The organism is Propioniciclava sp. LT432 (assembly GCF_059515965.1).
Genome location: NZ_JCAKNE010000022.1, coordinates 40,787 through 66,140 on the forward strand (window position 1 = coordinate 40,787; position 25,354 = coordinate 66,140).

Sequence of the window (25,354 nt, forward strand, 5' to 3'; positions counted from 1 at the left end):
GTCTCGTCCCCGGCAGGAAGGCGTCCATGACCCCGCTCATCACGTTCACGTGGCCCGAGACCGCGATCTCGATCGGCGTGCTGCTGCTGGTCTCCGGCGTGGCGCGCATCGTCCTGCGCAGGGCGATCCGGGGCGGCGTCTCGGCGTCCATCGCCGTCGGCGAGCGCCACAGCGAAGCCGAGACACGCACCGAGAAGGTGCTGGGCCGCATCACCGGCGGGGCGGACGCGCGGCACCAAGCCCGCGTGAAGACCCTCGGCTCGGTGATGACGAACGCCGTCGACGTCATCATCGTCCTGCTGGTGGTGCTGACGGTCCTGCGCATCCTCGGCATCCCGCTCGAGCCGCTGCTCGCGGCGTCCGGCATCGGCGGCGTCGCCCTCGCGTTCGGCGCCCAGTCGCTCGTCAAGGACTACATCTCGGGCATGCTGATGATCTTCGAGGACCAGTTCGGCGTCGGCGACCTCATCGACACCGGCGAGGTCGTCGGCACCGTCGAGGAGGTGGGCCTGCGCGTGACCCGGCTGCGGGACGCCAACGGCCAGGTCTGGTACGTCCGCAACGGGGAGATCCTGCGCATCGGGAACCAGAGCCAGGGCTGGTCCACGGGCCTGGTGGACGTACCGATCGCGAACGGAGAGGACACCGCCCGTGCCATCGAGGTGCTCAAGGGCGTGGTCGCCGCGCTGTTCGCGGACGAGAAGTACGCCGACGTCCTGCTCGAGGAACCCAGCGTGGCCGGGGTCGACAAGGTGACGGCGGGCATGACGACGATCCGCATCTTCGCCAAGACGGCCCCCAACCAGCACTGGGGCGTCCAGCGAGACCTTCTCGAGCGCTCCGTGGTCGCCCTGCGTCGCGCCGGGATCAAGGCCCCGGTCGTGCCTCCGTTCGGGAGCGCCCAGGCCTGATCGCTCCTCAGAGCCTGGTCAGGCGACCGGGACCGGCTGCGTCCGCCGCGTTCCCCTCAGCAGCAACGCGAGTCGGACGAGGGCCACCGCGAGGAGCACGCTGATCCCGACCGTCGCCAGCAGGATCGCGGCGACGGCGGCGAAGGCCGGCATGTCGGGGGCGAAGCCGGTGAAGGGCGCGATCACCACCAGCAGGCCACCCACGATGGCGGACGCCGTCCCGAGGCGCCGCGCGACCCTGAACGCGCTCTGGCGCAGCGCCAGGGCGAGCGCCATCAGGCTGGCGCCGACGAGCAGCCCGAACAAGGGCAGCATCCACAGGTTCGCCGCCAGCCAGGTCGCGAACTGCCCCGCTGCGGCGGGCAGTTCCGCCTCGGGCGAGGAGGCGGTGTACCCCCAGATCAGGTGGATGGTGGCCGACGCCGTGGTGGCGAGGGTCGCGACGGCGGTGGTCACGGTCAACCCGAAGGAGCGACCCTCGGTGAACGCGTGCGCCAGAGCCACGACGAACACCAGCAGGCTCACGTCGACGACGAGGAACAGGCCCGCGAGCATCGTGAGGCCGAAGGGGCTGGCGGCCCCGCCGCTCACCAGCGCTTCGATGGGACCCATCCCCACGGTGAACACGAGCGCGGTGCCGACGACGACGAGGACGCCCGAGACGAGCGCGACGGTCGCGGCGAGGCGGTGATCCGCGTCCCACTGGAACGCGAGTTCGTGGTCGGTCATCAGTGACCTCCTGCGGGCGGTGTCGGGGCGGTCGGAGTTGGCCGCCGCGCCGGGCCCTGCAAGGACGATTCTACGCTCGACCCCCTTCCCACTGAGGGTTTTGCACCACTTTCCCCCACGGGGCCGGGACGCCCCGTCCCCGTTCTACGCTGGAGGTGCGTCGTCACGTGGGGGTGGTCGGTGTGCATCCGTTCTACGGTCCCAGCGCTCGATTGGTGTCGGGTCGTGCCGCCGGGAGGGAAGGCTTCGTGTCGATGGCCGCCTACCTGGCCTTCTGGGCTGCCGCCCTCGTCGTCGCCAAGCGAGAGCTCGACCTGCGCTGGCCCCGGCGACCGAGCGCGGGTGGGGGTTCAGGCGGGGACGCCGACCCGGCCCTGGCGGTGCTCCGGGAGCGCTTCGCGCGCGGCGAGTTGGACGAGGCGCAGTTCCGGGCGATGGCCGCGGTGCTCCATGAATCCCGGGGCGAGCCGTGACGACCGTGGCTCCGGTCGCCAAGCGACTCCGCTTCTGGGCCGGGCTGGCGTGGTTCGGTCTCAGCACCGTGCTGTTCCGTCGGCGGGACCCGATCGTCGGCTCGCTGATCGTCACCGACCGCTGCAACCTGCACTGCCGGCACTGTGCCGTCGCCAACCTGCGCAAGGTCGACTACCCGTTCGAGACCCTGCAGCGCGACCTGCGCCGCCTGTACGCGTCGGGGGTGCGCATCCTGCTGCTCTACGGCGGTGAACCACTGCTCTGGCACGACGGGAGCCGCAGCCTGCGCGACGTCATCGCCGAGGCCCGTGCCGTCGGGTTCGGCTGGGTCGGGGTCGTGACGAACGGAACCCGCGGCGTCGACCTCCCCGAGGCCGACCTCGTCCTGGTCAGCCTCGACGGCACCCGGGAGCACCACGATGCGATCAGGGGACGCACCTGGGATGGGGTGCTGGCCGGCATCGCGCAAGCGTCATCGGCCAACCTGTGCCTCTACATGGCGGTGAACGCGATCAACGTGGACGACGTCGAATACGTGGCCCGGTTGGCGACCTCGCTGCCCGCGGTGCGGGGCGTCTCGTACAACCTGCACACGCCCTACCCGGGGACGGAGGCGCTGAACCTCGACCCCGACCAGCGCAGGGACGTCTGCGCGCGGATCGGGGCCCTCATCGACGCCGGTGCGCCCGTGGTCAACCTCGCCTCCGCGCTGCCGCGGATCGCGGACGGTTCCGCGCCGCGGCCGTGCCCCCAGTGCGTGATCGTCGAGGACGGCGAGCAGTGGACGTGCGGGCGGTGCATCGAGATCCCGGGACTGTGCGAACAATGCGGCTTCCTCTTCGCCGCCGAGTTGTCGCTCCTCTTCCGGGGGGTCCCCGCCGTGGTGATGGAGGTCGTCCGGCGGTACCCGGCCCTCCTGCGCGGGGCGCGCCGCTGAGTCAGAGGGGCCGTCGCGTGACGGCCTCGACCACGCCCCACAGGCGTCGCCGGCGGGCCGACCCCGGTGCCGCCCACCCAGCGCGTCCGCCCTCGTCGGCGTGCTCGGCGAGCATCGTCGACCACAGGGGCTCGATCAGGTGGTAGGTCACCCAGCGCTCGAGGTCGTGGTAGCGGTCGAACTCCCGGGGCGTGAGCGCACGCGAGCCAAGGCCGGGGACCCAGAGGCGTCCGGAGTAGGCCTGCCAGAACGCGTCGTACAGCTGTCCGCCGAGCCGGCCCAGGTGCAACCGGCGTGCGACCGGTGGACGCCCGGCGTCCACGGCGTCGATGTAGGTCTCGACGCCGAAGTGGTTCACGAGGAAGTCCCGGCCGAGGAACGACGACGCCCCCGCGCCCATCCCGAGGAAGCGGCGCCGGGTGATGGACGTGTAGCTCGGGGAGGCCGGCCGGTTGAACGTCCACACCGAGCGCCGCGCGTACCCGTGCTCCTCGGCCAGCCGGGTCGCCTCCGCCAGCACCTCGTGCTCGCGGCGACGGTCGTGGGGTGCGGGGCCGAACGCGGTGTAGCCGAACCGCATCAAGGGATAGGTGGAGACCTGGTCGACGCCGAGTTCGAAGCAGGAGACGAGATCCCGGAGGAATGAGCCGGCGTGGGCGTCGTCGTACTCGACGTCGAGGATCAGGTCAGCGTCCACCAGGTCGAAGCGGCCGACCGCGTTCTCCAACGCCGCCCTCGCCTGTGCGGCGTCGTGCGGACGCCGCAGGTGCCGCAGCACCTCGTCCGAGAAGGACTGGACGCCGATGCTGACCGCGGTGAAGCCCAGCCGGCGCAGGGCGTCCAGACGGTCGGGGGTGGCGTGGGACGGCAGCACCTCGATGGCGCGCTCCCCGAACACCGGGAGCGCGGCGAGCACGGGGCGCAGCAGGTCGGGGAAGAGTGTCGGCGTGCCACCGCCGACGTAGAGGGACGTGAACCCGTCCGGCCCTGCCGCGCCCGCCTCAACGTAGCGGCGAGCCTCGGTGAGCAGCGCGGCGAAGTAGCGTTCCGGCTGGCCCACGCGGGGGACGACCTTGTTGTACGGGCAGAACGGGCACATGCGCTCGCAGAACGGCACGTGGACATACGCGCCGAGGGGAGTCCCGTCGGTGAGCCCGACCACCCGCGCGAACGACCCGCGCGCGGTTCCGCCAGCCCCCGCACGCCGCCCGACAGCCTTCCGGCTGAGCTCATGCACCCATCATCGCAGAGCGCGGCCTCGAACCGGCGGACTCACCCCCGCGCGTGCACCGCGCTGAGGATGTCGTGGAAGAGCCTGCGGATCTCGGGCTGGTCCAGCATGGTGGACGTCCGCGGCCGCTCGAGGGGAACGTTGAACTCGGCGGCGATGTGGCCCGGCCGGGGCGACATCACCAGCACGCGATCGGATGTGATGATCGCCTCATCGATGTCGTGGGTCACCATGAGCACCGTGAGCTTGTGGGCCTCCCAGATGCCGGTCAGGAGCGTGTGCATGTCGCGGCGGGTCAGGGCGTCAAGTGCTCCGAACGGCTCATCCATCAACAGAATGCGCGGACGGTAGGACAGGGATCGCGCGATGGCCACCCGTTGTTGCATGCCACCCGACAGTTCGGCCGGATAGGCACCCTCGAACCCGGACAGCCCCACGAGGTCGAGGTGCTCCACCGCGACTCGCCGACGTTGCGCGGAGTTCATCGGCTCGTCCCGCAGCGCGAACTCCACGTTCCCCAACGCCGTCAGCCACGGCATCAGGCTGAAGCCCTGGAACACCACACCCCGGTCCCGGCCCGGCCCCAGCACGGGAGATCCCGTCACATCGACCTCGCCGCTGGAGGGTGCGACGAGTCCTGCGATGATCGACAACATCGTCGACTTGCCGCAGCCGGACGCCCCGACCAGGCTCACGAACTCGTTCTCGGCCAGTTCGAACGAACAGTCCTCCAGGGCGGCCAGCGTCGCGAAGCGCTTGCCCACCGAGCGCACGGACACCGCCGCGGCAGCTTCGGCCTTCACCGTCGGATCCTTTCGTAACGGAACAACCGTCGCCCGATGGCTCGCATCACCTGGTCGCTCACCAACCCCAGGAATCCCAGGACAAGGACGTAGCCGATGATGGTGTCGGTGGACAGGTACCGCTGTGCCAATGTGATGCGGTACCCCAGGCCCGTCGTGGCGGCCACCAGCTCGGCGACCACGAGCCACGTCCAAGCCCAGCCCAGCGTGATCCGCAACATGTCCCACAGGCGAGGAGCCGAACTGGGAAGCACGATCCGCTTCAGGATCTGGCCATTGCGGAGCCCCAGGGTCTCGCCCAACTCGATCAACGGACGTGGGGTTTGCCGCACGGCGTCCGACACCATGAGCACCTGCTGGAAGAAGGTGCCCATCCAGATGATGAGGAACTTCTGCGAGTCGTCGATGCCGACCCACAGGATCGTCAGCGGCACGAACGCGACTACGGGCACGTACCGGACGAAGTCGATCACCGGCTGCACCGCGGCCTCCACCCGGGTGGACATGCCCACGAGGATCCCCAGGGGGATCGACATCACCGACGCCAGCAGGAACCCGACCATGATCCGGTACACGGACACGCTGGTGTCGGCCCACAACTGCCCGTTCTGGGCCTGGGTGACCAGCCGAGCCCCAACCTTGGCGGGGGACGGGAGGAACAGGGGGTTCACCAGTCCTGACGCGGCGATCGCCCACCACACGAGGAACAGCCCGGCGAAGGACGCGGCTGCGATCCCCAGGTAGGTCTTCCGTGAGATCGGCGCTCCCAAGGAGCGGTGACGGCGCGCGCGGACGCGCACGGACGGCGCGCCGGCGCTCCTCGCCATCACTTCAGGAACTGGTCGGTGGAGACAGATGCCGGATCGACCTCAGCCGTGATGATGCCGGCGTCCTTGGCCGACTGCAGCACCATCGGCAGCGTGGTGGACGCGTACTCCGCGAACTGACCCTGGTTCTCCGTCTTGCCCCAGTACTGGACGCCGGCGAACGCGGAATCCAGGTCCTCAGCCGACTCCCCCACCGCCTCGGCGATGATCGCCCGGCTGGCCGGAGTGTTGGTGTTGTACTCGGCCACCGCGTCGTACCAGACCTGCACCATGGTCTTCACGACCTGGGGGTTCGCCTTGGCGAAGGCGTCCGAGGCCACCAGCACGTCCGAGATCAGGCCGGGGTGCTCGGCCGCGTCGTAGATCTTCGCGATCTTGTCGGACTCCTTCAGGGCCGTGGTGACGTAGGGCTCATAGGTGACCGCGGCGTCCACCTGGCCCGCGATCAGCGCCGCGCCGGCGTCCGCGGCCGGCATCGGCACGGCCTGAATGTCGGACAGGGTCATGTTGTTGGCCTTCAGCGCGGCGTGCAACAACAGGTCGCTGGTCGCACCCTGTTCATAGGCCACCTTCTTGCCCTTGAGGTCCGCGATCGAGGTGACGCCGTTGGCCGCCAGCAGGGCGTCGGCCGTCGTCGAGTTGTCCTCGACCATCACGACCTTGAGCCCGATGTCCTGCGCCTTCAGCAGCAGGGCCGTGTGCGAGGCGATGTTGTCCATGTCGATCCGGCCGGACGCGAACGCCGCGCTCTGCTCGGAGTCCGACTTCAGCTCGACCAACTCCAGCTTGATGCCCTTCGCGGCCAGCATCCCCTTGGCCTCGGCCACGTGCCACTGGCCGTACCCGATCCACGGCTGGATCCCCATGCGCACCGTGACCTCCTGCTGGCCACCCGCCGACGGGGTGGCCGTGGGCGTGGGTGCAGCGCAACCAGCCAGAACCAGCGCGGCGGCGACGGCACCAACGATCCGGACACGAGACATCTTCAGCATTCCAACCTCCGGGCGCGATCAACCGCACAAGTATCCACCGCTCACACCGCACGATCCGGGACGGTCTGACAGGTGGAAGCCGCGGACCGTGCTCCACGTTGGACCTGTGGTGGGGATCCGCTGGCCGCGGGAGGCGATGACCGCCAGCGGCTCAGACTGCCAAGATGGAGCCATGCCGACCTACACCGTGCGCACGGCGTACGGACGTCTGGACCCCGCCGCACGCGCGCGCCTCGCCCACGAGATCACTGCGGCCCACACCGCTGCCACCGGGGCGCCGGGCTTCTTCGCCCAGGTGGTGTTTGACGAGGTTGATCCGGATCGGCACTTCGTCGGTGGAGTGCCCGTCGCCCACGAGGTGGTCTTCGTGCAGGGGCAGATCCGCCATGGTCGGACGCCCGAGCAGAAGCGCACGCTCCTCGAAGGCGTGGTTCAGGCCGTCACGGACGTGCTGGGGGTGAGACGCCGGGCCGTGTGGGTGTACCTGCTCGAACTGCCACCGACAAACATGGTTGAGTACGGGTACGTGCTGCCGGCTGCGGGCGACGAGGCGCGGTGGATCGCGTCGCTCGACCCCGAGGACCGGGACCACCTGGGAGCTTGACAGCCCGCGTCAGCGGTTGCCACTGGTCCGATCCGGTAGGGCGAGGTTGCGTAGGCGCCAACCGACGAGGGCGAACCAAGTGGGCAGGAGCAGGCCGTAGATCAGGTACGTGGGCCCGATGAGGGGCCTGAACGCCTCGCTCACGATCCCGAGGAAGCCGGTCACGACACCCAAGACCGCCACGTACCGCGGGAAGACGCCTCCACGCATGCACCACGACATCACCAGAATCGCGGCCGCCGTGAGGACTCCCGCCCAGGAAACCGCATTCGTGGTCGCGATCAGCGCCTCGGCGGCACCGATGAGGCCGGGCCGCTGGGACTCAGGTGCCACCGCGTACGCGTCACTCAACACGACCAAACCGCCATGGAGGGACTGGGGGCTGCTCCCCAACGCCAACGCGATGGCCTCAGACGAGACACCCAGAAGGCCTCCCACGAGCGTGAGGTTCTTGTTCACGTCCTTCAAGGCGATCCCCACGGCGGCGAACACCAGCATGGCCGGAACGGCCAACCCGACGAAGCTCACCAATTCGACGAGGTACACCACCTTGTTGAGGGCGATGTACTCCAACAACGGTTGACCCTGCACCGGAGGCAAGGGGGCGATGAACACCAACGCCACGGGCACCAGCACGAGAATCACGAACAACAAGGCCGAGGCCGCGCCGATCGAATACAGCGACCGCCACGACACATCCACCTTGGGCACCGAACCGTCCACGACGGCCACTCCGCGCCGCTTCATGGGCCCATCATCGCCCTCATGGGCGGTCCCGGTGTCTCCCGTGGTAAAGTCGTCGTCGGCCTTCGGGCCATGGGCCCCCTTAGCTCAGGGGATAGAGCACCGCCCTCCGGAGGCGGGAGCGCAGGTTCGAATCCTGCAGGGGGCGCCAAGAATTCCTGCTCGTGCGTCGCCCAGCGGCCACCAAGCGTTCACCTCGCTTCTCCACACTGAGCCGCATGCAGCTCAACACCCCCCTGGCGCGCGTGTGCGCGGCCCTCACCGTGTCGGTGCTCCTGGCTTCGTGCAGCGCCTCCCCCACCCCGGACGGCGGGTCAGCCGGCAGCGCCAACGCGGACGCCGCGGCCAAGGCGACGACGTGGGGCAAGACGTACGACCAGTCCACCTGCACCGACTGGGCCACGAAGATGAACGACCAGGAGCGCACGGACGCCGCCCAGGCCATGCTGCAGGACCGGCGCAAGGACGACGGGGACCAGGCTGCCCCTCAGGACGACCTGGTCACCCAGTTCACCGGCAGCGTGTCGACCCTGTGCACCGATGGTCCGACCATGCGCCTCACCGAGGCCGGTCGGATGGTCTACATCTCCGAGAACGACGTCTACGCCCCCTGACTGCTGAGGTGGCCGGGTCGCTGGGGTGAACCTCAGCCGACCCGGGCCGCGTACCAGTTGGCGACGCCCGCCACCTGGCTGATGTAGGTCTCCGACCGGTTGTAGGCCATGACGCCGGCTCGCCACTGGGCGGTCCCCCGCATGCTGCTGGCTGCACAGAGGTATCGGCCTGCCGCGAGCGCGGCGTCGTCGATGTTGTGCGGGTCCTTCACGCCATCGCCGTTGCCGTCCGCCCCATGCCTCGCCCACGTGGAGGGGATGAACTGCATCGGACCAACAGCACGATCCCACCGCGTGTCCCGGTCGAGTCGTCCGCCGTCGGTGTCACGGATCGCCGCGACGCCCTCACCGTTCAGGGGAATGCCGATGATTTCGGGGACGGAACGTCCGTCCGCCCCCACCGTGGCACCGAGGTAGGTGCCGTGCTGACTCTCGATGTAGCCGATGCCGGCGAGGGTGTTCCAGCCGATGGCGCAGCTGGGTTGTTCGGACGCCAGCGTCAGGTCGGCCTGGGCGTACGCCCGCAGGACGCGGGGCGCGACCCCGGTACTGGCGGAGGCCCGCTGCAGCCAGTCGGGATCCACCCGGTTCACGGCGGTCCCCGAGGTGGGGCCAGCCGACCGCGTGGACACGGCCAGCGGCTGCCTCGCGACCGGCTCCTGCTCAACGGGGGTCGTGGCGGACGCCGCCAACACGCCCTGCAGGTCGGCGGCGGTGTAGTCATCGTCGACCTGGGCCCCCCGGGCCAGCAGCGGCCCGCCGAGCACGACGCCGAGCACTGTCAGCGCCACCGCGCCGATCACGAGGTCGCGCACCCAGCGCCGTCCGCCCGGCGGTTCAAGCCATGTGTCGTGGCTGGAACCGAGGACGGAGTCACCGGTGGGGGCTGGGGCAGCACCGACGGGCACCATCCCGGATGGTGCCGCCCCAGCTGGTGGATCTGCGGGACCCACCGCGTCGTCCACCGGGTGCCGGCCATCGACGGCGCTCGCATACCGTCGGGCCGGACTCTCTGGTAAGGCCTCTTCGCCGGCGGCGAAGAGGTAGGAGGGGCGAGGTGGCAGCACGGCGTCCTCTACAGAAGGTTCGGGAGCATCTTGGTCACCTGGTCGGCGACCAACAATCCCGCGAGCAACAGGGTCGGCACGGCGACCACCCAGGTCTTGGCCCCACCCACGCGTCGCCACATGTAGGCCAGCCCGACTTCGGCCATCAGCAGGAACTGCAGCGCGAAGACGAGCGCCCACACGGTGCTCGTGTCTCCTTGCAGCGCTTGGTGCGCCTTCGGAAGGGCGAGGGGACCCGTCTGGCGGAGCCCCGGATCCTGGACGTCGGTGATGAGGTCGGCGTCCACCCGGACGATGCCGCTCGGCATGTAGGGGAAGCCGCGCCCGGTGACCAACTGGAGCCGGCTCGACTCGGGATTGAAGGCCGGCGCGAGGTCGCCCTCGTAGCGCACACCGAGCACCTTGAAGAGGTGTTCGCCCTGCCCGGTGATCACGCGGACGGACTCACCTGGGGCCAGCTCCTGGATGCGGCTGAACGGCGCACCGTAGGCCGACATGCGCCCCATCACGATGCTGACGCCGCGCTGACCGGGCAGGACGGTGTCCCGCCGGTGGCCGGGCCCGTTCATCAGGACGCCCGAGGACGTCCCCTCCACGATGATCTCGTCCACCCCGATGGCAGGGATCTGGATGCGGGCCACCGGCACACCGTCGGCCAACAGGACGTCGTCGAAGGTTCCCTCGCTGACCGGGGCGACCCCCTCGGCCAGCTGGTGGCGGAAGTCGTCGAACAGGCGCGTCTGCTGGACGACGTGGTGCAACGGGCTGTAGGCGACCAGGTTGAGCAGGAAACCGATGCTCACCACGAGCAGCACCACGAGGACGCCGCGGGCCACGAGTTGGGCGCGGCTCAGCGGCGCGTACTGGACGGGCTTCCTGAGCGCGCTCAGGGGCGGAGGCTTGGGCTGGCCCTTAAGCGGCTTCGGCGGCTGCCGGGTGGGCAGAGGTGCCGGGGGTGCGGGTACCGTGCCGCCCCCGTTGTCAGCCCTGCTCATGCCACGGCCCCCTCGAGGTGGGCGCTCTGCTGCGACGGACGGTGGAGCTGGTACCAGCGACCCGCCGCGGCACCGGCCGCCACCAGGATGACGAGCCACGGCACGAAGAACGTCCACCCCTCGCGGGTGGCGGAGCCGAGCTGCTCACCCTTGGCCGTCCTGTCAGGCGTGAACGTGGCGCCCGCCTTGACGAGAGCCCATTGGCCCATGCCGTCCAGGTGTGCGGACACGACGCGCAGCTCACCCGCGGGGATGGGGTCGACCTGCACCTCGACGGGCGATCCGATCGCCCCGCCCAGCCACTGGGTGGCCCACACCGTGGCCTTGCCTCCGATGGGCTCCGCGTAGGCGTTGCGGACCGTGAACTGCACCCGCAGGACCCCGCGGGAGGGATCGGCGGAGGCCACGTAGTCCGTGTCCAAGCTGCTCACGTGCAGGATGCCCCGACCGTTGGCACCCAGAACACCGGTGGGATTGGTGTTGGCGTTGCCGGAAGCGTCCGCAGACACCGAACTCGGGTCGGTGGTCCCACTGCCGGGGGCATTGACCGAACCCCCATTGGAATCCGACGCGCGATCCGCGGGATCGTCCGCCACCACCACGCTCATGCTCTTCGAGACTTGGGGCTCTTCGGCGTGCGCGGGCCCCCCGCTCAGTGCAGTCAGCGCGCACACCACACCCAACAGGGTGGTGACCGCCCCTCTGGCCGTACGGTGACTCACAGGGCCTCTTCGCGTACCGAGGAGGCCATGGCTGCCCGCTCGGCTTCAGCCTGGGTCTGGGCCAACCATTCCTCCGCCAACTGGGCGTCGCGCTGGCGCTTGTGGCGCAGGTACAGCCAGATGCCCACCCCGAGGGCAGCGGCGGCGAGGACCACCCACGGCATGGCCAGCAGGAACGCGCTGCGCTGCACGGAGGGCAGGACGGGCGGGACGGGGGCATCGGGATCGATGGACGTGGTGAGCAGCCAATTGGCCTGGACGAAGCCGACGGCGGGGACGCCCGGCAACTCGAACGTGAGGGTGCGGGTCGAGCCCGGCAGCATCTCGTTGACGCTTTCGAAGGTCTCGTGGCCCACCGGAATGCCGAACCAGGTCGTGCCGGTGAGCGTCACGCGGCCGCGCATGGCGACGTTGCCGGTGTTGGTCACCGTCGCGGTCGAACGCACCGATCCATCGAACGGGTTGAGCCCGCCCGTGTAGGTGCTCGCGATGCTGCTGATGGACAGGTTCGGCTGGAGGTCACCGGAGACCCGGGCGTAGAGCCGGATGGCGACGCGACGGTCGAGCGTGACCTCGCCCTCGCGGACGGAGGACGCCACGATGCCGGCGGCGTGGTCCCCCGGGGTGGCGTCGGTGGGCACGGCCATGGTGAACGGCAGGACGCGCGACTTGCCCGGGGCGAGGTCGAGCTCGACCTTCTCCTTGCCGTCGAACTTCACCCAGGAGCCGGCCCCCTTCGGAGCCTCGTTGGTGTCGAGCAGGGTGAACTCCCCCGCGTCGTCGTTGAACGCGTCTGTGGCGAAGACGGTGACCTTCAGCGGCGTGGTGCCGGCGTTGGCGACCAGGACGTGGTCGGTGACCTTCTGGCCAGGATCCGCCTTGAGGCTGTAGCGACTCTTGTCCGTGGCCCTGCCGTTGGCGTCCACGACGGCGATCGCAAGACCGGCGGACTGCTCGGGGCGTGGGTCCTCTGCGTGGGCAGCCGGGGCGGACACGATGCCCAGGGGGAGCAGCACGGTCAGAAGTGTGAGGAGTGTGCGTGCGACGCGTCGTCGGGAGCTGGTGTTCATGGTGGCGAGCCTTTGGGTCGAGGTGTGCTGGGGCCGTGGGGCCGGGACGAGGGCGTCCCGGCCCCACGGGTGTCAGAGGTGGTCAGAGGTGACTGCCGGGCCCACTCCCGCCCGTGGGCGTTGGTGCGAGAGGGCCCGGCAGTGGGCTCACTTGGAAACCAGGGTCAGGGTGAGCTGGCCGGTGTACTTGCCGTTCTGGGCGCCGGCGGGCGCGAGGAACGTCAGGTCGGCGTTGAAGTCGGCGAAGCCGGAGAACTGGCCCTTGTCCTGCGAGGCGAAGACAGAGCCGTACGTCGCGGCACCGGCGGTCTGCTCGGCGCCCAGCTTCACGCCAGCCGGCGTGTGGACGTTGCCATCCTCATCCGTGATCGCCTGCTTCTCCTGGCTGACCAGGACCGGCTTGAGGCCGAGGGCCGACGGGGCGATCGTGTTGGTGCCGTTGGCGTGGGTGAAGGGGCTCACGTTGGTGTTGAGCGACCAGCCCTCGGTGGTGAACCAGCGGGTGTCCTCGACCTGGAACTGGCCCAGCGTGCCCTGGGACTTGGACTGACGGTTGCCGTTGTCGTCCTTGACGCTCGGGAGGCGGGTGAGTTCGGTGTCCGCGTTCACGTTGACGTTCTTGAGGATGAGGCTGCCGTTGGGCACCCCGGCCACGTTCGCCGAGACGTTGGAGGTGACCGAGCCGATGGTGGTGTCGGCGGCGATCGGGGCGTCCGCACCCTCGGTGTAGGAGCGAGTACCGGTCAGGGTGATGACCTCAGCGGCCGTGGAGGCGGCGAAGAGGGCCGAGTCAGCCGGGACGAACTTGGCGGTGAAGGCGTTCACGCCACCGTTGAGGGTGGTGGTGAGGCCGGCGGCCGGCGCGGAGGAGGAACCCACCAGGGAGCCGTTGTTGAAGAACTGGACGACGCCCGTGGCCTCGGCCGGAGCGACCGTGGCGGTCAGGTTGACCGTCGTGCCGGCCGGGTGCTCGGAGCCCGAAACGAGGTCGGAGACCAGCGTGGTGGTGGTGGCGGTCGCAGGCTTGGCAGTGGCCGAAACGGTCACAGCGGCCGTGGTGACGGGCACGATTGCGCTGTTGGTGGCCGTGTAGGTGGCCGTGTAGGAGTGGTCATCCACGGTGGCCGGGGTCACATCGAAGGTGTAAGGAGCCGAGAGGTCCTCGCCCAGCTTCGTGGCGCCCTCGAAGAACTCCACCTTGCCGTCGACCGTGCTGCTGTCGGAGTGCGTAACGGCGGCGGTGAGGGTGGAGGAGGTGTTGACCTCGACCGAGGTCGGGTTGGCGGTCAGGACGACGGACGCAGTCGGGGCAGCCGGCGGGGTCACGAGGGCCCACGGCGACACCGTGTAGTTGCCGGTGCCGGCCTCGATGGTGATCTCACGGTAAGTCGCGGCGATCGGCTGGACGCCGGGGAAGTCGGCAGCGAAGGCCACGCCGTACCAGAACGAACCACCGGAGGCGATGTCGTCCGCGATACCGCCGGGGCCATCAGTGAGGTTGTTGAGCGTCATCTCAGGAACCATGGTGCCGCCGTTGGGGCCGGCCGCCGCATCAACCGCGTAGGCGCTCCACGTGTTGATACCGCCCATGAGGTCGGTGGGGTTCTTCTTGGACAAGAAGCGCCACACCGAGTTGAAAGGGGTGGCACCGGTCACGGCACGCTCGGGCGCCGCGTTGATCTCGGCCAAGACGTCGGTGGGGCTGGCGGACGCGATGACGCTCTCGTCACGAGCGTAAGACCGGGTGGGGTCTCCATCGGCGTACTCGCCGGTGTTCGCGTCGTACAGGTAGAAGGCGCCCTTTGAACCGGGCTGAGCAAACCCGGTACCCGGGGCGCCGGGCGCGTTGATGTCACCGGGCTGCGGGTTGAGTGCAACGCCAGGAGCGGCGAATGCCGGGGAGACGAGCCCGCCGGTCAGGAGTGCGGCGGAGAGCGCCCCCGCAACGGCGGCACGCTTGAGGTTGATGGTCATGTCAGATTTTCCTTTCGAGGTCCAAGATCACTTGAGGTTGGCGCGCGTGGGCGTGGTGGTGGAGGGGGCGAGGAAGCCGAACTTCTTCTTGACCGAACCCGCCTGCGACGGGAGCGTGCTCTGGGTGTTCCCGAGCTTCGACGCAGCGTTGCTGACGAGGTTCGCAAGCCCGGCCTCGTACTTGGCGTCACCGAGGGTGACACGAGCGTTCTCGACGACGATGTACGTGTCCCGGCCCCACGTGGTGTTGGAGTAGAAGGCTGCGTTGGGGACCGCAGAGGTGCCGGTTCCGGTCACGGCCGGAGTACCCGCCACCGGCGAGCCCACCGTCACGCCCGCACCGCGACGGTCGACGCCGGCCCCGGTGTTCTGGGCGACCCACTGAGCGGCCGACATGGGGGCCACCGCGTTGGCCGGGAACGGCTGGCCGTTGGAGAGGGTCTGGGTGTCGTGCTCCTGACCCACCGCAACGCAAGCACCGAGCGTGGCCTCGGTGAGGCCCAGCTTGGACAGCCAATCAGAGCGCGTGCCCGAGCCGGCCTGCGGGATCACCGGGGTCACGGTGACGCCACCGACGGTGCTGATCGTGCAGTCGAAGAGGCCCTTCAGGGTGGCCTGGTCGATGTTGGCAAACGCGGAGTTCGCGCCTCCGGAGTGGGCGTAGGTGAGGGCGTCGCGACCGAACGGGACGTACAGGAGCGGACCGGTCGGGTTGGCAGCCGAGCCTGCACCGGACGAGGAGCGAGCCACGTCCACCTGGTTGCTGATGACCACGTTGGCCGGTGCGCCGACAGTCTTCGCGGTGTAGGGCGCGCCGTCGATGGAGCGGCTGAGGGCCGTCACACCGTCACCCGAGCCATTGGGCCGGCCGAAGCGCGGACCGTTGCTCTTCGTCTGGATCCAAGTCGTTCCCGTTGCGTCGAAGGAGCCGATCTTCTGATCGCCCGCCAGCGAGCGAACGTTGCCACCGGAGATGCTGGTGCCGTTGGCCAGGGCGTTCAGCACGTCCTGGAGCGTGTCGGAGCCAACAACCACGTAGCTGTTCGAGACGGGCTCGGCGTGGGCGGCCGGAGCGGCCGCCGCGGTGATGGCCAGCGCCGCGGCAGCGGCGATGGCGATGGGACGGGTAAACTTCATCAGTCAGTTCCTTTCGAAAAACTGGTGGTGCTGACGAATTCCAAGTGGGCGTGGATTCACGACCACTTGCACCGGCCGGGGCGTTGCAGCGCCCCGGTCGGCTGCTCTTGGGTTGACGATGGGTGCGGCGCCGTCACAATCGCCTCCTGCGGGACACCAGCGGAAGGCTGATGGCTGCCAACGCGGCCGCCCCGGCACTCACGGGAACCGCGGCGGCCAAGGCTGTCGCTTCTGGATCGGTCCCCGTCTTGCTCCCTCGGTGGGGTGCATTGCCCACGGGCAATCGGTCTTGGCTGGCTGGGGCGGCCATGGCTGCGGGGGGTGCAACTCCTGCATTGGCGAGGGCGTTTCCGATCGGGGTGGTGTCGACCGGTGCCAACGAGCCGTCGGACCACTCCTCTCCGATCGACCCGGAGGAGTCGCCCAGTTCGTCACTGCCCCAGGAGGAGTCTTCCTCGGGCAGAGTCTCAGCACCGGTGGTCGGCTCTTCTTCCTGCTCGGGCTCAGGATCCTCCTCCGCCGGCCACAGACCCGACTTGATGATCGCCGCGGACGCCACAGCCTGCTCCTCCCACGCCTTCGGGATGGGGGCGTAGCCGGGTGGGAGTTGGCCGTCCTCCGTGCCGGGAGTCTGGCCCTTGGTGGCCGAGTACGTGATGAACTCCGCGTAGGCGCCACGCATCTCGGCGTCGGTCTGCGCCGGGTTGAGCGCCGCGTAGATCGGCATCGCCAGAGGGTAGGCATCCTTCGCCTGCTTGGCTTGATCGGAGGCGGGGTCGAAGCGAACCACCTGGGGCTGCCCCGCCATCGCGGTCATGGCCCGGGCAGCCGCGGTCAGCGCGGCGGGGGTGGCTCCCACGAACTCGCCGGCGGGGTTGCGCAGCAGGGCTGTGGCGACCTGATCACGCGCCGAAGCGGGCGTGGTGCTCAAGGCCATCACCTGCTGACGACCCGGCACGCGGCGCTGCGACTTGCCGTACTTGGGGGGAGCGCCATTGGGATCCCAGTCGCCCAGGATCATCCCGTCACCGCGAAGCACGCGGTTCGAACCGTCCGCGAACGAAGAACTGAACGGGCGCCACGTCACCAAGTTGACCGCTCCCCTGCCTCCCACCTCGGCCGGTCGCTCGATCGGATCGGCCTTGGGGAAGCTGTCGGACGGCAGGTCCAACGCCGCCCCGCTCTTGTTCAGCTCCGGGTTGGTCGAGTACCAAGGGTTCACCTTCATGCCCCACGGGTCGGGCTCGCCGCCCAGCCAAGCCTTGGCCTCGGGGTCGGCCAGCACGTACTCCCACACAGCGATGGCGAGGTCGGAGCGACCCAAGGGCATCAACACGTCCGCCATGGGCGGGTCAGGCATCGCCTGGAAGCCCCATTCGGGTTCGTTGATCGCCAAGAAGTCGGGGTCGTACACGAGCGTCTGCGGGTTCTTCCCGAGGTGCGAGACGTCCGCACCACCCGGCAACGCCCGAGTGTAGGAACCGGTCAGCAACTTGGCCAACAACCGCGGGGTCAGCTTCAATTCGGTCAACGGCAGCTGGCGACGATCCAAGTACTCCTGGGGGGCGTCCTTGCCATCTCGCTGGGCGGGCCAAGCATCGGCGACGAACGCTACCGTCACTCCCCCGAGCGCGATCGGTGCATAAGCCATCGCGTCCACGTCACCCTCGAGCAGTTCAACGGGTCGCGACGTGAGCGCCAAGGCGCTCGGATAGGTGCCCGCCGCACTGTAGGCCGCATCGGACTCAGGCAGGGTAGTCAGGTTGTACGGTGCGCCACCCTCGCTGGTGCAGAGCACGGGCTGCCACGATCCAACCGCCGCAGCCGAGAGCTCGCTGCCAGCCAACTGCTCCTCGACAGCCCCGATGGGGCACTTGGAGCCGAGCGGCTTGAAGTCGAGCTTGACCGCGATGTGGTGCTGCCAAGCGTCCCACCACAGGCCGGGCGTCCGGATCATCGAGTCGCCGTTGTCGGCCTCCGGCCGGGGAATGACCACGAGCCAGCAGGAGTGGCTGCCGGTGATGGTTCCGCTGGCGTTGCGGATGGGATTACCGCAGCCCAGTGCCGGCGACTGCATGGACGTTTGCACTTCGAAGGGGATCGATCCCGTGCCGTCCAGCCCGAAGGGCGCCCAGCGGATCTCGTTCGAGGTGCTGGCATTGAAGTACTTGTTGTTCGCGAAGTTCACGGAGTCCTGGTCGGGCTTCAGGACCACGTCGCCCTTGGTGTTGGTGGTGAGGTTGTTCAGGACCACGTCCTCCGGAGCCGCCTTCTCGTCGACGATACGCTTCTCGTTCCAGCCAACGAACGGAATCGCGCTCCACGTCGCCCATTGGCCCGGGGCCGTGTAGGGGTGGTCCTCAACCGGCACCCGCTCGGTGGGTTGCTGCTGGTAGCCGTCACGCGTCGCTCCGTACGACCCCGTCCCATAGACGCACGTGCGCCGGTCGGGGTGTCCCGGATTGTTCGGGTCCTCACCCCAGCACTGGGCAATCTGGAGAAAGTTCTGTCCGCCGTTGTCACTCCCCTGCGCTGCCGAGCCATTCGGCCCGCCCTTGTAGCTGACCTTGATGCCCTGGGCCACCAGATCCTGGGTCTGCGAGAAGGTCACCTCGAGGTCGGGGAAGGGGGCGTTCGCGTAGTCCATGTCGTAGCTCGCCGCGCTGATGGTGACGGCGGACGACGAGGCACCAGGCTCAGCTGCACGGACCGGAGAACCCACCAAGGAGGCTGGCAGGACGAGACCGAGCACCGCGGCGAGGGTCAACAGGCGCGTCCGCCAAGGACGCCGTCCGGCTTGGGTGGAAAGCATGGACACGGGCTCAGGCATCCCAGCCGCCTCCCTTCTTGAGCGGAGTCGCGACGAGCGGGGGCACGACGATGACGCCGAGCAGCAGGGCGATCGAACCCAGCATCAGCCAACCAGTCGAGCCGAAGCCCTCATCGGGCATCGCGAAGGGGCGCGCGGCCGCGTTGACGCCTCCTGACGTGGGGGCGATGCCATCGCCCGAGAGCCCCAGCTCCTGGAGTTCCTCCGGGGACAGGCCTGCCACCACCGGGTCGAGGGCGGTCGCATCGCTGGTCACAGCCGCGGTGTCCGTGGGCGTGGCTGCTCCGGCCCCCCCAGCACCACTCGACGTCGCGGCTCCACCGGATCCGCCCGTTGCGGTTCGGCCACCGGTTGCGGCGGGCGTCCTGCCGCCGGTCGTGGCCGCTGCGGTCGGGGCCGTCTTGCCCTGTGCCGTCACCTTTGTGGTGCCCAGGGCCCCGCCCGTACCGGTGGTGCATTGGGTGTCGCCCTGCTTGTCGCACGCGGCCGGCTGGGGGGCGTTCTTGGCCAGCTGGTTGCTGGATTCGGAGTCGCCCGGCTTGAAGGTGGGGTTGTTGCACTTGTTGAAGTCGACGCCGGCTCCGCCGGCGCCGGGAATCCTCGCGATCTGCTCCGAGCCCGCGCGGACAAGGTTCATCGGGAGCGGCGAGTAGCCCAAGGGGTCGGCCGTCCGCTGGCCTTCACACAGCACGTACCTCATGAACGTGGCCAGTGAGTCACCCTTCTTCTCCGTGAAGATGCGACCGGTCTTGATCTCGGTCGGCACGATCACGTACGAGTAGCTCGAGAGGGGGTAGGTCCGTGGGTCGTCGCTGTTGTACACCCCATCCAGGATCTGCGTCAGGTAGTCGGCGGAGCCCTTGTTGGTGTTGATCTGGGCCTTCGTCAGCGCGACGGCGACGGAGTTGGCCGTCGGCTCGATGTAGTAGCCCGCCTTGTTGAGCACCTTGGCCACGGGGAACTTGGCGTTCTTCGCGTACGAGTACTCCACGTAGGTGATGGCGCCCTCGCCGTAGTTCTGAGCAACGTAACCGGCGACGCCGTCCGAGCCCTGCTGGGCCTTCGACCCGGGGAACTCCGGGAACTGGGAGCGCATGCCCTTCGTCCACAGGCTCGGGTACTGCTTGGACATCCACAGCGTGAACTGGGCCGACGTGCCCGACCCGTCGGAGCGGATGACCGGGACGATGGTCCGGTCGGGCATCGCCAACAGCGGGTTGTCGGCCTGGATGGCCGGGTCGTTCCACTTCGTGATGGCCCCGGTGAAGATCTTGGTGACCACCTCGCCGCTGAGCCGCAGGTTCGTGACCCGCTGGCCGCCGATCTTCAGGTTGTACATGAAGCTCGTGCCGCCCGCCACGATGGGCATGTAGGCATAGCCGACGTCCGGCTTCTCTGGGCGCGAGCCATCCTCCGGCGCGGCCTGGAAGGGAATCTCGCTGACCGCGAAGTCGACCAGTCCGTCGATGAAGTCCAGACGGCCACGCGTGGAGCCCTGGCCGGTGTAGTTGACGCCGAGGCCGTAGTTGTTGCCGACGTTCCCCTTCCACTGGTCGATGGCGTTCTTCGACCAGGTCGAGCCGGAGCCCAGGATCGGGTCATAGGCGGCCGCCGCGGGCGACACGTTACCCAGCAGGGACACCATCGCGAGCAGGGAGATCATGAGGGCGGACAGGAGACGTCTCATCAGGACTCCTCGGGGTCGGAGTTGGCAGGACGGGGGTCCACGGGCTTGGTGCGGGCGCGTTCACGGTCCACGAACCGTTTGAGGTCGCGCAGGGACGCCGCCTTGGCGGCACGCCGCTGCCGATCGCTCAGGTCGCCGGGTGGGCGTCCGCCGATCAAGCGGGCTGCCATGAAGAGCACGAGCACGAGGAGCAGGAGCACGGCCGCCGTGCCGAAGCCGCGCGCCACCATCGTGGGCTCGGGCGATCGCACGAAGTCGAAGACCTGGAGCGGCAGGGAGATCATGGGTCCCTGCATCGGGTTGGTGTTCATGGCGCCGGTGATGCCCGACGTCAGGAGGACCGGGCTGGTCTCGCCGATGCCGCGGGCGGTGCCAAGGATGACGGCGGTGACCAGACCCGAGCGTGCGGTCGGGAGCACCACGTGCCAGACGGTGCGCCACCGGGTGGCCCCCAGCGCGTAGGCAGCCTCGCGGAGGTTGTTCGGCACGAGGCGCAGCACCACGTCGGCGGAGCGGATGATGATCGGCAGCATCATGACCGTGATGGCCAGTGCCGCCGCGAGGCCGGAGCGCTCGCGCGTCACGCCCAGGATGAAGGCCGCGTAGATGAACAGGCCGGCGACGACCGAGGGCAGCGCCGTCATCGCGTCGGCGACGGTCCGGACGAAGCGGGCGAAGCGCCCACTGACCTCGTTGAGGAACACGGCCGTGCCGATGCCGAGCGGGACCGCGATGGCCAGGGAGATGCCGATCTGGATCAGGGTGCCCACGAGGGCGTGGAGGATGCCGCCCGTGCTCAGGGGATCCAGGGGACCCGCGACCCTCATCGTGTCGAAGAAGAAGTTGGGGTAGGTCAGGGGCTCGATGCCGCGGGACAGCGTGTAGATCACGATGAAGCCCAGCGCCCCGAAGAGGATCCCGCCCAGGCTGACGAACAGCACGGCGGAGACCCGATCGACGACCTCCAGCCAAGTGGCGTTGATCTTGACCAGCAGCACGTACAGGGTGATGAACGAAAGGAACGCCACCACGACGAACCCGATCGAGCCCTGCATGGGCGAGAACCAGCCGAACAGGAGGGCCGACAGCGAGAGGCCCCCCACTCCGGCACCCATGAGGTCGATGCGCTCGGTGAGCGGCATGCCATGGATGGTGCGCCGATCCTCCGCCACACGCGGGGCCCCCGTGGCCGGCCGGAAGGTCGACGGCGTCCGGGGTGCCTCGGCGATCGCCGTGGCGGCCGCCACCTGCGTCTGCTCGACGTCGCGCTGGATCACCTGGTCAGTCATCGCTCTCGGCCCCCGATCGCGACCGGGCCACGATGGAGGAGGCCGTGAAGTTGATGACCAAGGTCAGCAGGAACAGGACCAGGCCCGCCGCCATGAGCGCCGACAAGCCGAACTCGCTGGCTTCGCCGTAGCGCAGGGCGATGTGGGCCGACACGGAGTTGGTGCCCGTCTTCAGCACCTGCCAGTTGATGGCGAAGATCGGCGAGATGATCATGTAGACGGCGATCGTCTCGCCCAGGGCGCGGCCGAGCCCGAGCATCGTGCCGCCGATCATGCCGCCCCGCCCGAACGGCAGGACCACCGTCTGGATCATGCCCCAGCGCGTCGCGCCCAACGCGTACGCGCCCTCCCGCTCGCCGATCGGGGCGCGGGCGAAGGCCTCGCGCATGATCGACGTCTGGGTGGGAACGACCATCAGGCCGACGACGACCCCGGCGATGAACGCCGAGGAGGTGAAGGCGCTGGCCTCCGTGAGCGCCTGACCCGTCTGATCGGTCACCGCTAAGAGGGGGATCCAGCTGAGGTAGGTGGAGATCCACCTGGACACCGGGATGATCTGCTCCTGCAGGAAGTAGACCCCCCACAGGCCGAACACGATGCTGGGGACGGCGGCCATGAGGTCGACCAGGGACACCAGGATGCCGCGCAGCCGCCCGGTGACGATCTCCGACAGGAGCAACGCCGTCCCGATCGACAGGGGAACGCTCACGCACAGTGCGATGAGGGCGATCGACGTCGTGCCGAACAGGATCGCGGCGACGCCGAATTCGCCGGTCTCCGGCGACCACTTGACCTCGGTGAGGAATGAGAGGCCCGACGTCCGAAGTGCGAGCGCTGCGCGCAGGGACAGGAACAGGCCCACGGCCAGCATGATCGCCACCGTGATGATGCCCGCCGCGCGCACGGAGGTGCGGAATATGTGGTCGGCGGCGGTGAAGTTGACCGCCGGGCGGTACGGGTGATCCTGGGCCACCGGCTCGAGGTCGGGCTCACGCAGCATCGTGGTCATGCGGTCACCTCCTGGGACGGTGTGGGCGAGGCGGCCGGGGCGGACGCCGTCGGGCGGTTGGCAGCGGCAGGGCCTGCAGCGGTGGGGGCGGGCGACACAACCGGGGCGGGCGAGGCACTCGCCGTGGCTGACGGGACCACGCGGGGAAGCAGGCTGACCTCGGCACCCAGCGTGACGGACTGCCCCGCGACGGGGATCGTCGAGGCCACCAGGTCCCGGCTCGCCATCCCTGCACTCCAGGTCGCCTGGAAACCCGACTCACGCAGCGTCAGCGCGGCCTGCGCGACCGGCTGGCCGGCCACGTTCGGCACCACATTGCGACCGGACGACAGCACCAGGTCGACGAACGACCCCGCGGGAACCTGCTGCCCGGCAGCGGGCTGCTGGGCCAGCACGACGCCGGCGGGCTGGGTGGAGTCCTGCTCGGACACCGCACCCACGCCCAGACCCGCCCCATGGAGGAGGGCAACGGGGTTGTCCCTCGACCCGGCGACCGCGGGCACGGCGACCATCACCACCGCGACCGCCGCGACCTCGGAGCCCTGCGGGACAGGAACCGTCGCGGCCTGCTGGGGCACGTTCAAGGGGGCCGCCGCGGTGGACGCCTCCTCCAGCGGACGGAATTGCTGGTAGACGGCGACACCACCCACGATCAGGAGCAGGGCCGCCACGGTCAGCCAGCCCGCGCCGGCTCGCTCGACCCGGGAGCGCGCGGACGAGCGAAGGGGAGCCAGCGGCGCCGCGGGGGTCGGGGTGGGCGCGCCGAGGTACGCGAGGTCGGGGACCGTCGTGGCGGGCAGCACCTTCGTGTGCTGGGCGTCGTCCGAAACCCCCGCCGGCACGGGAGCCGGGACGACGGCCTTCGGCAGCAGCGGGGCCGCCTCGTCGAGCGCGGCGGAGAACTCGGCGGCGTCGCGGAAGCGACGGACCGGCGTCTTGGTCATGGCGCGGGTGACGATGCGGTCCAGGGGACGCGCGGCCGCGACGAGGGCGGACGGCACCGGCGGCGGGGACGACACGTGGGCGTCCATGACCTGCTCGGGCAGGTCGCGCGGGAACGGCGGCTGTCCGGTCAACATGAAGTACAGGACCGCCCCGGCCTGGTAGAGGTCGGCGGCCGCACGAACGGGGTTGCCCATGGCCTGCTCCGGGGAGATGTAGGCGGCCGTGCCGACGACACCCTCCCCCGAGCGGGCGAGCGCGACGCGACCCGAGGCGTCCGCCGTGCCGAAATCGGCCAGCCGGACGCGGTCACGCGTGATCGGGGCGGACGGATCCGCGTCACCGATCAGCAGGACGTTGCCGGGCGTCACGTCGCGGTGCACAAAGCCGGCCTCGTGCAGCGCGCCGAGGGCGGCGAGGATCCCCTGGGCGACCTCCACCGCGTCGGCCGGGGCCAGCGGGGCCCCGGAGGCCACCCGCTCCGCGATGCTCCCGCCGTCCACGAGCTCGGTCGCGAGCCACGGCGTCCGGACGCCGGCGGACTCGTGCACGCCCGCGGCGTGGACGGTCACCAGGTTGGGGTGGGTCGCCGTCCGCGCGACCTCGGCCTCGCGCAGGAACGCCTCGCGGGCGTCCTCGCTCAGGGCCAGGTGCGGGTGCAGCAACTTGACCGCAACCGCCCTGTCGGCGGATTCCGCGTCCACCGCGGCGAAGACGGACGCCGACCCGCCGACCCCCAGGAGGTCGCCGAGCCTGAAGCGCCCGGCCAGGAGGTCCGGGGGCGGCGAGACACTTCTCGCCTCAGCCGCCTCATCGTCGGGCACCATCAGCCGAACCGCCCGGTGACGTAGTCGAAGGTGCGCTCGTCCTGCGGCTCGGAGAACATCGCCTCGGTGTCGCCGTGCTCGACGATCACGCCGGGGGTGCCCTGAGACGCCAGGAAGAACGCGCACTTCTGCGAGACGCGCTGGGCCTGCTGCATGTTGTGCGTGACGATCACGATCGTGACCTCGCTGCGCAGCTCGGTCATGGTCTCCTCGATGACGCGTGTCGAGGTGGGGTCGAGGGCCGAGCAGGGCTCGTCCATGAGGAGGACCTTGGGCTTGATGGCGAGCGAACGCGCGATGCACAGGCGCTGCTGCTGACCGCCGGAGAGACCGCCGCCGGGCTGGCGCAGGCGATCCTTGACCTCGTTCCACAGGCCGGCCGAGATGAGGGAACGCTGGACGAGCTCGTCCTTCTCGTCGCGGCCGGCCTTGCGGCCGGTGAGCTTGAGCCCCGAGATGACGTTGTCGTAGATCGACATCGCCGGGAACGGGTTCGGCTTCTGGAAGACCATGCCGATGTACTTGCGGGCGTCCTGCAGCTTGAAGTTGCGCTCGTAGACGTCCTCACCGTCGAGGAGCACCTGACCCGCCAGGGACGCCGAGGGAACCAGCTCGTGCATCCGGTTGAGGATGCGGAGGAACGTCGACTTGCCGCAGCCGGACGGGCCGATCAGCGAGGTGACCTGGCCGGCCGGCATCGAGAGGGAGACCCGATCGAGCACCTTGTGGTTGCCGAACCAGGCGGACACGTCCCGCCCCTCCAACGAGGAGAGCCCGCTGGTGTCGGCGACCGCGGACTCGGACCGCGTCGGCATGTACTCCGGGCCCCTGGGTGCCGGCTCCGGACGGTCGAGCGACTCGACGGCCAACCGGGCCGCGGGAGGGGGGACCTCTGCAGCTCGGCCGACCGGCGCCATCACGGTCGTCACGTCGTCGGCA

General features: G+C 69.5%; 23 protein-coding genes and 1 tRNA gene. 6 read left to right on the top strand and 18 right to left on the bottom strand.

Going from position 1 to position 25,354, the window contains the following annotated elements; genetic code table 11:
* Positions 1-26: 26 nt before the first annotated feature.
* The gene (locus tag AC5YDV_RS13340; RefSeq protein WP_496183825.1) at positions 27-911 is read left to right on the top strand and encodes a mechanosensitive ion channel family protein; all 885 of its coding nucleotides are present in this window, start codon (positions 27-29) and stop codon (positions 909-911) included.
* Positions 912-929: 18 nt separating this feature from the next.
* Here AC5YDV_RS13340 and AC5YDV_RS13345 read toward each other — a convergent pair whose 3' ends face one another.
* Entirely contained in the window at positions 930-1,640 is a 711-nt protein-coding gene (locus AC5YDV_RS13345; RefSeq protein WP_496183824.1) for a hypothetical protein, read from the bottom strand.
* A 254-nt stretch (positions 1,641-1,894) separates the two neighbouring features.
* Between AC5YDV_RS13345 and AC5YDV_RS13350 the strand changes: the two genes are divergently transcribed.
* Together AC5YDV_RS13350 and AC5YDV_RS13355 are read left to right on the top strand one after the other, a co-directional pair.
* A complete protein-coding gene (locus tag AC5YDV_RS13350; protein ID WP_496183823.1) occupies positions 1,895-2,113 on the top strand; it encodes an SHOCT domain-containing protein in 219 nt (72 codons plus the stop codon).
* Positions 2,110-3,051 (top strand): radical SAM protein, encoded by a 942-nt coding sequence (locus AC5YDV_RS13355; RefSeq protein WP_496183822.1) that lies wholly within the window; start codon positions 2,110-2,112, stop codon positions 3,049-3,051. Before AC5YDV_RS13350 ends, AC5YDV_RS13355 begins: the two co-directional genes overlap by 4 nt.
* A 1-nt stretch (position 3,052) precedes the next feature.
* Here AC5YDV_RS13355 and AC5YDV_RS13360 read toward each other — a convergent pair whose 3' ends face one another.
* Genes AC5YDV_RS13360 through AC5YDV_RS13375 form a run of 4 tightly spaced genes read right to left on the bottom strand, consistent with a single transcriptional unit; the run spans position 3,053 to position 6,895 of the window.
* Complete coding sequence (locus AC5YDV_RS13360; RefSeq protein WP_496183821.1) at positions 3,053-4,288, bottom strand: radical SAM protein; 1,236 nt, start codon at positions 4,286-4,288, stop codon at positions 3,053-3,055.
* A gap of 35 nt (positions 4,289-4,323) precedes the next feature.
* Entirely contained in the window at positions 4,324-5,085 is a 762-nt protein-coding gene (locus AC5YDV_RS13365) for an ABC transporter ATP-binding protein (protein ID WP_496183820.1), read from the bottom strand.
* Positions 5,082-5,912, bottom strand: coding sequence for an ABC transporter permease (locus tag AC5YDV_RS13370; RefSeq protein WP_496183819.1), 831 nt, complete (start codon positions 5,910-5,912; stop codon positions 5,082-5,084). The genes AC5YDV_RS13365 and AC5YDV_RS13370 overlap by 4 nt, the downstream gene beginning before the upstream one ends.
* Entirely contained in the window at positions 5,912-6,895 is a 984-nt protein-coding gene (locus tag AC5YDV_RS13375; RefSeq protein ID WP_496192506.1) for an ABC transporter substrate-binding protein, read from the bottom strand. The genes AC5YDV_RS13370 and AC5YDV_RS13375 overlap by 1 nt, the downstream gene beginning before the upstream one ends.
* Positions 6,896-7,076: 181 nt before the next feature.
* Between AC5YDV_RS13375 and AC5YDV_RS13380 the strand changes: the two genes are divergently transcribed.
* The gene (locus tag AC5YDV_RS13380; RefSeq protein WP_496183817.1) at positions 7,077-7,508 is read left to right on the top strand and encodes a tautomerase family protein; all 432 of its coding nucleotides are present in this window, start codon (positions 7,077-7,079) and stop codon (positions 7,506-7,508) included.
* Positions 7,509-7,517: 9 nt separating this feature from the next.
* Here the strand turns inward: AC5YDV_RS13380 and AC5YDV_RS13385 are convergent, their stop codons facing one another.
* Positions 7,518-8,255: a hypothetical protein gene (locus AC5YDV_RS13385; protein WP_496183816.1), complete on the bottom strand. Its 738-nt coding sequence runs from the start codon at positions 8,253-8,255 to the stop codon at positions 7,518-7,520.
* A 73-nt stretch (positions 8,256-8,328) separates the two neighbouring features.
* Here AC5YDV_RS13385 and AC5YDV_RS13390 point away from each other — a divergent pair.
* Together AC5YDV_RS13390 and AC5YDV_RS13395 are read left to right on the top strand one after the other, a co-directional pair.
* Positions 8,329-8,403, top strand: a tRNA-Arg gene (locus AC5YDV_RS13390).
* Positions 8,404-8,470: 67 nt separating this feature from the next.
* Entirely contained in the window at positions 8,471-8,866 is a 396-nt protein-coding gene (locus AC5YDV_RS13395) for an HdeA/HdeB family chaperone (RefSeq protein WP_496183815.1), read from the top strand.
* Positions 8,867-8,898: 32 nt separating this feature from the next.
* On the opposite strand, the gene AC5YDV_RS13400 is transcribed toward AC5YDV_RS13395, so the two are convergent.
* The 12 genes from AC5YDV_RS13400 to pstB all read right to left on the bottom strand — a co-directional run bounded on the left by AC5YDV_RS13400 (position 8,899) and on the right by pstB (position 25,230).
* Positions 8,899-9,777: a lytic transglycosylase domain-containing protein gene (locus tag AC5YDV_RS13400; RefSeq protein ID WP_496192507.1), complete on the bottom strand. Its 879-nt coding sequence runs from the start codon at positions 9,775-9,777 to the stop codon at positions 8,899-8,901.
* Positions 9,778-9,941: 164 nt separating this feature from the next.
* On the bottom strand, positions 9,942-10,928 hold the full coding sequence (locus AC5YDV_RS13405) for a sortase (RefSeq protein ID WP_496183813.1): 987 nt from the start codon (positions 10,926-10,928) through the stop codon (positions 9,942-9,944).
* Positions 10,925-11,536, bottom strand: coding sequence for a hypothetical protein (locus AC5YDV_RS13410; RefSeq protein ID WP_496183812.1), 612 nt, complete (start codon positions 11,534-11,536; stop codon positions 10,925-10,927). The genes AC5YDV_RS13405 and AC5YDV_RS13410 overlap by 4 nt, the downstream gene beginning before the upstream one ends.
* Before the next feature lie 110 nt (positions 11,537-11,646).
* Positions 11,647-12,720, bottom strand: coding sequence for a COG1361 family protein (locus AC5YDV_RS13415; RefSeq protein ID WP_496192508.1), 1,074 nt, complete (start codon positions 12,718-12,720; stop codon positions 11,647-11,649).
* Positions 12,721-12,867: 147 nt separating this feature from the next.
* Positions 12,868-14,694, bottom strand: coding sequence for an Ig-like domain-containing protein (locus AC5YDV_RS13420; protein ID WP_496183810.1), 1,827 nt, complete (start codon positions 14,692-14,694; stop codon positions 12,868-12,870).
* 27 nt (positions 14,695-14,721) lie between these two features.
* A complete protein-coding gene (locus AC5YDV_RS13425; protein WP_496183809.1) occupies positions 14,722-15,831 on the bottom strand; it encodes a hypothetical protein in 1,110 nt (369 codons plus the stop codon).
* A gap of 133 nt (positions 15,832-15,964) precedes the next feature.
* Complete coding sequence (locus AC5YDV_RS13430) at positions 15,965-18,661, bottom strand: hypothetical protein (RefSeq protein WP_496183808.1); 2,697 nt, start codon at positions 18,659-18,661, stop codon at positions 15,965-15,967.
* Positions 18,654-20,348 carry a phosphate ABC transporter substrate-binding protein PstS gene (gene pstS / locus AC5YDV_RS13435; protein ID WP_496183807.1) on the bottom strand — a complete coding sequence of 565 codons (1,695 nt, stop codon included), beginning with the start codon at positions 20,346-20,348 and terminating at the stop codon, positions 18,654-18,656. Before pstS ends, AC5YDV_RS13430 begins: the two co-directional genes overlap by 8 nt.
* On the bottom strand, positions 20,348-21,637 hold the full coding sequence (pstA, locus tag AC5YDV_RS13440) for a phosphate ABC transporter permease PstA (RefSeq protein WP_496183806.1): 1,290 nt from the start codon (positions 21,635-21,637) through the stop codon (positions 20,348-20,350). Before pstA ends, pstS begins: the two co-directional genes overlap by 1 nt.
* The gene (pstC, locus tag AC5YDV_RS13445) at positions 21,630-22,646 is read right to left on the bottom strand and encodes a phosphate ABC transporter permease subunit PstC (RefSeq protein WP_496183805.1); all 1,017 of its coding nucleotides are present in this window, start codon (positions 22,644-22,646) and stop codon (positions 21,630-21,632) included. The genes pstA and pstC overlap by 8 nt, the downstream gene beginning before the upstream one ends.
* Positions 22,643-24,415, bottom strand: coding sequence for a protein kinase domain-containing protein (locus AC5YDV_RS13450; protein ID WP_496183804.1), 1,773 nt, complete (start codon positions 24,413-24,415; stop codon positions 22,643-22,645). The genes pstC and AC5YDV_RS13450 overlap by 4 nt, the downstream gene beginning before the upstream one ends.
* Positions 24,415-25,230 (bottom strand): phosphate ABC transporter ATP-binding protein PstB, encoded by an 816-nt coding sequence (gene pstB, locus AC5YDV_RS13455; protein ID WP_496183862.1) that lies wholly within the window; start codon positions 25,228-25,230, stop codon positions 24,415-24,417. Before pstB ends, AC5YDV_RS13450 begins: the two co-directional genes overlap by 1 nt.
* Between the last annotated feature and the right edge of the window lie 124 nt (positions 25,231-25,354).

What these genes read in the sequence shown, in the direction of transcription:
- AC5YDV_RS13340 (WP_496183825.1), top strand. Translation starts at nt 27, where the DNA reads ATGACCCCGCTCATCACGTTCACGTGGCCCGAGACCGCGATCTCGATC.
- AC5YDV_RS13345 (WP_496183824.1), bottom strand. Translation starts at nt 1,640, where the DNA reads ATGACCGACCACGAACTCGCGTTCCAGTGGGACGCGGATCACCGCCTC.
- AC5YDV_RS13350 (WP_496183823.1), top strand. Translation starts at nt 1,895, where the DNA reads ATGGCCGCCTACCTGGCCTTCTGGGCTGCCGCCCTCGTCGTCGCCAAG.
- AC5YDV_RS13370 (WP_496183819.1), bottom strand. Translation starts at nt 5,912, where the DNA reads ATGGCGAGGAGCGCCGGCGCGCCGTCCGTGCGCGTCCGCGCGCGCCGT.
- AC5YDV_RS13375 (WP_496192506.1), bottom strand. Translation starts at nt 6,895, where the DNA reads ATGTCTCGTGTCCGGATCGTTGGTGCCGTCGCCGCCGCGCTGGTTCTG.
- AC5YDV_RS13380 (WP_496183817.1), top strand. Translation starts at nt 7,077, where the DNA reads ATGCCGACCTACACCGTGCGCACGGCGTACGGACGTCTGGACCCCGCC.
- AC5YDV_RS13385 (WP_496183816.1), bottom strand. Translation starts at nt 8,255, where the DNA reads ATGAAGCGGCGCGGAGTGGCCGTCGTGGACGGTTCGGTGCCCAAGGTG.
- AC5YDV_RS13395 (WP_496183815.1), top strand. Translation starts at nt 8,471, where the DNA reads ATGCAGCTCAACACCCCCCTGGCGCGCGTGTGCGCGGCCCTCACCGTG.
- AC5YDV_RS13400 (WP_496192507.1), bottom strand. Translation starts at nt 9,777, where the DNA reads ATGGTGCCCGTCGGTGCTGCCCCAGCCCCCACCGGTGACTCCGTCCTC.
- AC5YDV_RS13405 (WP_496183813.1), bottom strand. Translation starts at nt 10,928, where the DNA reads ATGAGCAGGGCTGACAACGGGGGCGGCACGGTACCCGCACCCCCGGCA.
- AC5YDV_RS13410 (WP_496183812.1), bottom strand. Translation starts at nt 11,536, where the DNA reads ATGAGCGTGGTGGTGGCGGACGATCCCGCGGATCGCGCGTCGGATTCC.
- AC5YDV_RS13415 (WP_496192508.1), bottom strand. Translation starts at nt 12,720, where the DNA reads ATGAACACCAGCTCCCGACGACGCGTCGCACGCACACTCCTCACACTT.
- AC5YDV_RS13420 (WP_496183810.1), bottom strand. Translation starts at nt 14,694, where the DNA reads ATGACCATCAACCTCAAGCGTGCCGCCGTTGCGGGGGCGCTCTCCGCC.
- AC5YDV_RS13425 (WP_496183809.1), bottom strand. Translation starts at nt 15,831, where the DNA reads ATGAAGTTTACCCGTCCCATCGCCATCGCCGCTGCCGCGGCGCTGGCC.
- AC5YDV_RS13430 (WP_496183808.1), bottom strand. Translation starts at nt 18,661, where the DNA reads ATGCCTGAGCCCGTGTCCATGCTTTCCACCCAAGCCGGACGGCGTCCT.
- pstS (WP_496183807.1), bottom strand. Translation starts at nt 20,348, where the DNA reads ATGAGACGTCTCCTGTCCGCCCTCATGATCTCCCTGCTCGCGATGGTG.
- pstA (WP_496183806.1), bottom strand. Translation starts at nt 21,637, where the DNA reads ATGACTGACCAGGTGATCCAGCGCGACGTCGAGCAGACGCAGGTGGCG.
- pstC (WP_496183805.1), bottom strand. Translation starts at nt 22,646, where the DNA reads ATGACCACGATGCTGCGTGAGCCCGACCTCGAGCCGGTGGCCCAGGAT.
- AC5YDV_RS13450 (WP_496183804.1), bottom strand. Translation starts at nt 24,415, where the DNA reads ATGGTGCCCGACGATGAGGCGGCTGAGGCGAGAAGTGTCTCGCCGCCC.
- pstB (WP_496183862.1), bottom strand. Translation starts at nt 25,230, where the DNA reads ATGCCGACGCGGTCCGAGTCCGCGGTCGCCGACACCAGCGGGCTCTCC.